The 6,325-nt window shown below is 72.2% G+C and carries 1 protein-coding gene; it reads left to right on the plus strand.

Annotation, left to right across the window (positions count from 1 at the left end; genetic code table 11):
- The coding region (locus D7V97_RS38395; protein ID WP_120615552.1) for an amino acid adenylation domain-containing protein at nt 1-6,325 on the plus strand (6,325 nt) is incomplete at both ends.

Consider the following 6,325-nt stretch of genomic DNA (forward strand, 5'->3'; position numbering starts at 1 on the left):
GTCGTGGAGCGCAGGGGCGCGCCGTGCCTGCACCAGCGCTTCGAGGCACGCGCCACCGAGCGTCCCGACGCCGTGGCCGTGACCTTCGAGCAGCAGTCGCTGGGGTACGCGGAGCTGGACGCGCGCGCCAACCAGTTGGCCCGATACCTCGCGCGTCAGGGTGTGGTGCGGGGGGACCTGGTGGGGCTGTACGTGGAGCGCTCGCTGGACATGGTGGTGGCGGTGCTCGCCATCCTCAAGGCGGGAGCGGCCTACGTGCCCATCGACACGGCCTACCCCGCCGAACGCGCGCGCTTCATGTTGGAGGACAGCCAGGCCCGCGTCCTCCTCACGCAGTCGAAGCTGGGGAGTACCCTGGGCGAGGTGGCCGCGCACGTGGTGCTGCTGGACGAGGCGGCCGTGCACATCGCCGCCGAGGAGCGCTCGCGGCCGGACGTCGCGTCGTCGGACGACCTGCTCGCGTACATCATCTACACGTCGGGCAGCACGGGCCGCCCCAAGGGCGTGCAGGTGACGCACGCCAACGTGGCGCGGCTCTTCGACGCGACGTGGGACGACTTCCGCTTCGACGACTCCGACGTCTGGACCCTCTTCCACTCCATCGCCTTCGACTTCTCCGTCTGGGAGTTGTGGGGCGCGCTGCTCTACGGCGGCCGGCTGGTGGTGGTGCCCCACCGGGTGAGCCGTTCGCCGGAGGCCTTCCACGCCCTGCTGCGCGAGGAGCACGTCACCGTCCTCAACCAGACGCCCTCCGCCTTCCGCTCGCTCATCCAGGCGGACCTCTCCGCGCCGGCCGGGGCCACGCCGCTCTCCCTGCGCCACGTCGTCTTCGGCGGTGAGGCCCTGCCCCTGGGGAGCCTGCGCCCCTGGTTCGAGCGCCACGGCGACGCGCGCCCCCGGCTCGTCAACATGTACGGCATCACCGAGACGACGGTGCACGTCACCTACCGCCCCCTGCACGCGCGCGACGTGGAAGAGGCGCCGGGCAGCGTCATCGGCGCGCCCATCGTCGACCTGTCCCTGTTGCTGTTGGACAAGCACCAGCAGCCCGTTCCCGTGGGCGTGCCCGGTGAGCTGTACGTGGGTGGCGCGGGCGTCGCGCGCGGCTACCTCCAGCGCCCGGAGCTCACCCGTCAGCGCTTCCTCGACGACCCCTTCTCCTCCACGCCGGGCGCCCGCCTCTACCGCAGCGGAGACCTGGCCCGAAGGCTGCCCGACGGGGACGTGGAGTACCTGGGCCGGCTGGATGATCAGGTGAAGGTGCGCGGCTTCCGCATCGAGCTGGGCGAGCTGGAGAACGCCATCGCGCAGCACCCCGCGTTGCGCGAGGTGGTGGTGGTGCCGCGCGAGGACGCCACCGGCGAGAAGCAGCTCGTGGCCTACAGCGTGGCGCACCCGGGCGCGGAGGCGCCCACCGTGGGAGCGCTGCGCGCCTTCCTGCGCGAGCGGCTGCCCGAGCACATGGTGCCCGCCGCCTTCGTCTTCCTGGACGCCATCCCGCTCACCGCGAACGGCAAGGTGAACCGGCGCGCGCTGCCCGACCCCGAGCGCCTGCGCCCGTCGTTGAGCGAGGGCTACGTGGCGCCCTCCAACGAGCTGGAGCGGCTGCTGTGCGTCGTGTGGTGCGACGCGCTCGGGCTGGACCAGGTGGGCGTGGACGACAACTTCTTCGAGCTGGGCGGCGACTCCATCCGCAGCCTGCGCGTGGTGGCGCGGGCGCGGGAGCAGGGGCTCACGCTCAGCGTGGCGGAGATGTTCGACCACCAGACGGTGCGCGCCCTGGCCCAGGCGCTGCGGCGCGGGGGCGAGACGCCCATGCACACCGAGCCCTTCTCGCTGGTGTCCGGGGCGGACCGGGCGGCCCTGCCCGAGGGCCTCTCCGACGCCTATCCGCTGTCGCGGCTCCAGGCCGGCTTCGTCTTCCACGCCGAGCTGCGCCAGGGCTACGAGGTCTACCTCACCAGCTTCCACGTCCGGGTGCGCTTCGCGGAGGAGGCGCTGCGGCGGGCGCTCGCGCAGCTGGCGCGGCGTCACCCCATGCTGCGCTCGTCCTTCGATGTCTCGTCGTTCAGCGAACCCCTCCAGCTCGTGTACACGAACGTGGAGGTGCCGCTGACGGTGGCCGACTGGCGCGACCGCCCGGAGAAGGCGCAGCGGCAGGACTTCAAGGTCTGGAGTCAGGCGGAGCGGCGCGTGGGCTTCACCTGGCGCACGGCCCCGCTCATCCGACTCCACGTCCACCGCCTCACCGACGACGCCTTCCGGCTCACCCTCTCCGAGCCCTTCCTCGATGGCTGGAGCGTCGCGTCGCTGTGGTCGGAGCTGATGCGGCTGTATGTCGCGTCGCTCGACGGCGCGACGCCCGTGGAGCCGCCTCCCGCCACCACCTACCGGGACTTCGTCGCGCTGGAGCGGGCGGCGCTGGCGTCCGAGGCGTCGCGGAGCTTCTGGGCCCGGGAGCTGGGACGGTTGGAGCGCGCACCGCTCGCCCACTGGCCGCTGCCCTCGGGAGAGCTGCCCGGTCAGCACCTGCGGATCATCTTCCCCGTGGCCGCGGAGGTGTTCACGGGCCTCAAGCAGATCGCCAGCGAGACGACGCTCCCGCTCAAGAGCGTGCTCATCGCCGCGCACGCGCGCGTCGTGGCGCTGCTCACCGGCCGGGACCAGGTGGTGACGGGCATCATCGCCAACGGGCGCCCCGAGGTGCCCGGCGGCGACCAGGTGCTGGGCATCTTCCTCAACACCCTCCCGCTGTGCATGGAGCTGGCGGGAGGGACGTGGCTGGACCTGGCCCGCGACGCGTTCGAGGCGGAGCGCGCCCGGCTGCCGCACCGCCGCTTCCCGCTGGCGGAGCTGCAGAAGTCCTTCGGTGGCGGCCAGCCGCTCTTCGACACCGCCTTCAACTTCACCCAGTTCCACATCCTGGACCGGCTGCGCGAGCTGAAGGGGCTCGAGGTCCTCGACATGATGGCCACCGACCAGACGTATTTCGCCTGGACGGCCTACTTCAACGTCAACACGGCCAGCACGGAGCTGCACATCGCCCTGGACTGCAACGGCCTGGGCGCGGATCAGGTGGAGTCCATCAAGGCGCACTACCTGAGCGTGCTGGGCGTCATGGCCCGCGCGCCCCAGGCCCGGTACGACGCGGCGAAGCTGCTGCCCGAGCGCGAGTGGCAACAGCTTCGCGAGTGGAACGGGACGCGGGCCGAGCCTCCAGGGGACACGTGCGTCCACCACCTGGTGGAGGCGCAGGCGGCGCTCACGCCGGACGCGGTGGCGCTGGTGCACGAGGCACGGCGCCTCACCTACCGCGAGCTGGAGGTCCGCACGCGCCAGCTGGCGAACGCGCTGCGCGCCCTGGGCGTGGGACCGGAGACGCGCGTCGCGGTGTGCCTGGAGCGCACGCCGGAGATGGTGATCGCGCTGCTGGGCGTGATGCGGGCGGGCGGCGCGTACGTGCCGCTGGATCCGGCCTATCCCGCCGAGCGGCTGGCCTTCATGCTGGAGGACTCCCAGGCCCCGGTGCTCATCACCGCGAGGAAGCTGGAGGGCGTGCTGCCCCCGCACGGGGCCCGGGTCGTCTTCCTGGAGGCGGACGCGGAGGTCCCCGCGTCGCTCCAGCCCTGGACGTCCGCGAGCACCGGTCCGGAGTCGTTGGCCTACGTCCTCTACACGTCGGGCAGCACGGGCCGCCCCAAGGGCGTGGCGGTGGAGCACCGCAGCGCGGTGGCCTTCCTGCGCTGGGCCCTGTCCGTGTTCTCGCGCGAGCAGCTCTCCGGCGTCCTCGCCGCGACCTCCTTCTGCTTCGACCTGTCCGTCTTCGAGATGTTCACGCCGCTGGTCCGGGGTGGCACCGTCATCCTCGCGGACAACGCGCTGGCGCTCGCGGGCCTGCCGGCCGCGGGCGAGGTGACGCTGGTCAACACGGTGCCGTCGGCGATGACGGAGCTGGTGCGGGCCGGTGCGCTGCCCGCGTCCGTGCGCACGGTGAACCTCGCGGGTGAGGCGCTCCCGGGCTCCCTGGTGGCGGACCTCTACCGCACGGGCACCGTGGAGCACGTCTACAACCTCTACGGCCCCACGGAGGACACCACCTACTCCACGTTCGTGCGCGTGCCCCGCGAGGCCCGCGGCGAGCCCACCATCGGGCGGCCGCTGCCCGGCACCTCCGCCTGGGTGCTGGATGCGCGCGGACGCGCCGTGCCCGTGGGCGTCCCCGGCGAGCTGTACCTGGGAGGCGCGGGCCTGGCCCGGGGCTACCTCCACCGGCCGGAGCTCACCGCCGAGCGCTTCGTCCACAACCCCTTCTCGCGCGAGCCCGGAGCCCGGCTCTACCGCACGGGGGACCTGGTGCGCCTGCTGCCGGAGGGCGAGCTGGAGTACCTGGGCCGCATCGACAACCAGGTGAAGGTGCGTGGCTTCCGCATCGAGCTGGGCGAGGTGGAGGCCGTGCTCCGCGCCCACGCGTCCGTGCAGGACGTCGTCGTCCATGCCCGCACGGAGGCCCCGGGAGAGAAGCGGCTGGTGGCCTATGTCGTGGCCCGGGCCGGACACGTGATGGACGCGGCGGCGCTCAAGGAGCTCGTGCAGCGGCACCTTCCCCGCTACATGGTGCCTTCGGCCTTCGTGGCCCTGGCCGCGCTGCCCCTCACGCCCAATGGCAAGGTGGACCGCAAGGCCCTGCCCGCGCCGGAGGCCGCCCCGGCGCAGTCCAGCGTCCTCGCGCCGCGCACCCTCACCGAGGAGCTGCTGGCCTCCGTGTGGGCCCGCGTCCTGCGCGTGGAGCGCGTGGGCGCGTATGATCACTTCTTCGAGCTGGGTGGCCACTCGCTGCTCGCCACCCAGGCCGTGTCGCGCATCCGCGAGGCGCTCCAGGTGGACCTGCCCCTGAGCAGCCTCTTCGAGGCGCCGACCCTCGCCGCGCTCGCCGAGAAGGTGGATGCGCTCCGCGCCACGCAGCAGGGGCAGGTGCTGCCGCCGCTCGTGGCGGTGCCGCGCACCGGGGCCCTGGCCCTGTCCTTCGCGCAGCAGCGCCTGTGGTTCCTTGAGCAGTTGGAGCCGGGCACCGCCGCCTACAACGTGCCGGCCGCCGTGCGCATCACCGGCGCGCTGGACGCGGACGCCATGCGCCGCGCGTTCTTCGCGCTCACCGTGCACCACGAGTCCCTGCGCACCACCTTCCCCCCGAGCCATGGAGAGCCCGTCCAGCACATCGCAGACACGCTGGAGCCCGACTTCACGGTGATCGACTTGTCGACGCGCCCCGAGGCGGAGCGCTCGGCGGAGGTGCGGCACAGGGCCGCCGCGGAGGCAGGACGGTCCTTCGATTTGACGCGCGGCCCCCTGCTGCGCGTCACCCTGCTGCGGCTGTCCGAACGCGAGCACGTGATGCTGCTGACGATGCACCACATCGTCTCCGACGGCTGGTCCATGAACGTGCTCGTCGAGGACCTGACCGCCCTCTACGCGGCGTTCGTCGCGGGCCGGCCTTCACCGCTGTCCGCCCTGGCCATCCAGGTCGCGGATCACGCCGCCTGGCAGCGGCGATGGCTGCGGGATGAGGCCCTGGAGCAGCAGTTGGCGTATTGGCGGCGGCAGCTGGCGGATGCACCGCCCTTCCTGGAGCTGGCCACCGACAAGCCCCGCCCCGCCGTCCAGTCCTTCCGGGGCGCCAGCTGGTTCGTCCACCTGCCCCGCGAATTGTCGGACGCCATCGAGTCGCTCGGCCGGAGTGAAGGCGTCACGCCCTTCATGGTGCTGCTGTCCGCGCTCAAGGTGGTGCTGCACCGCCATTCGGGCCAGGACGACCTCTGCGTCGGCATGCCTGTCGCCAGCCGCAGCCGGGTGGAACTGGAAGGCCTCATCGGCTTCTTCGCCAACACCCTCGTGCTGCGCACGCGCCTGGACACCACCCTCTCGTTCCGCGAGCTGCTCGCCCGCGTGCGCACGACCGCCATTGGCGCGTACTCGCACCAGGACGTGCCCTTCGAGAAGCTCGTCGAGGAGCTCCAGCCCCGACGTGACCTGGGCCGCTCACCTCTCTTCCAGGTGATGTTCACGTTCCAGAACGCGCGCCTGCCGGACACCTCCCACGCGGGCCTGGAGCTGAGCCGGCTGGACGTGGATCACGGCACCTCCAAGTTCGACCTGGAGCTGGTGCTGAGCGCGTCCGACGACGGCCTGCGCGGCCGTTTCGAGTACAGCACCGACCTGTTCGAGGAAGGCACCGTCGCCCGCCTCTTCCAGCACCTGCGCACCGTGCTGGAGGCTGTCGTCGTGAGGCCCGAGCAGCGCCTGGGTGAGTTGCCGCTCATGCCCGAGG

The organism is Corallococcus sp. CA053C (genome assembly GCF_003611675.1).
Taxonomy (GTDB): domain Bacteria; phylum Myxococcota; class Myxococcia; order Myxococcales; family Myxococcaceae; genus Corallococcus.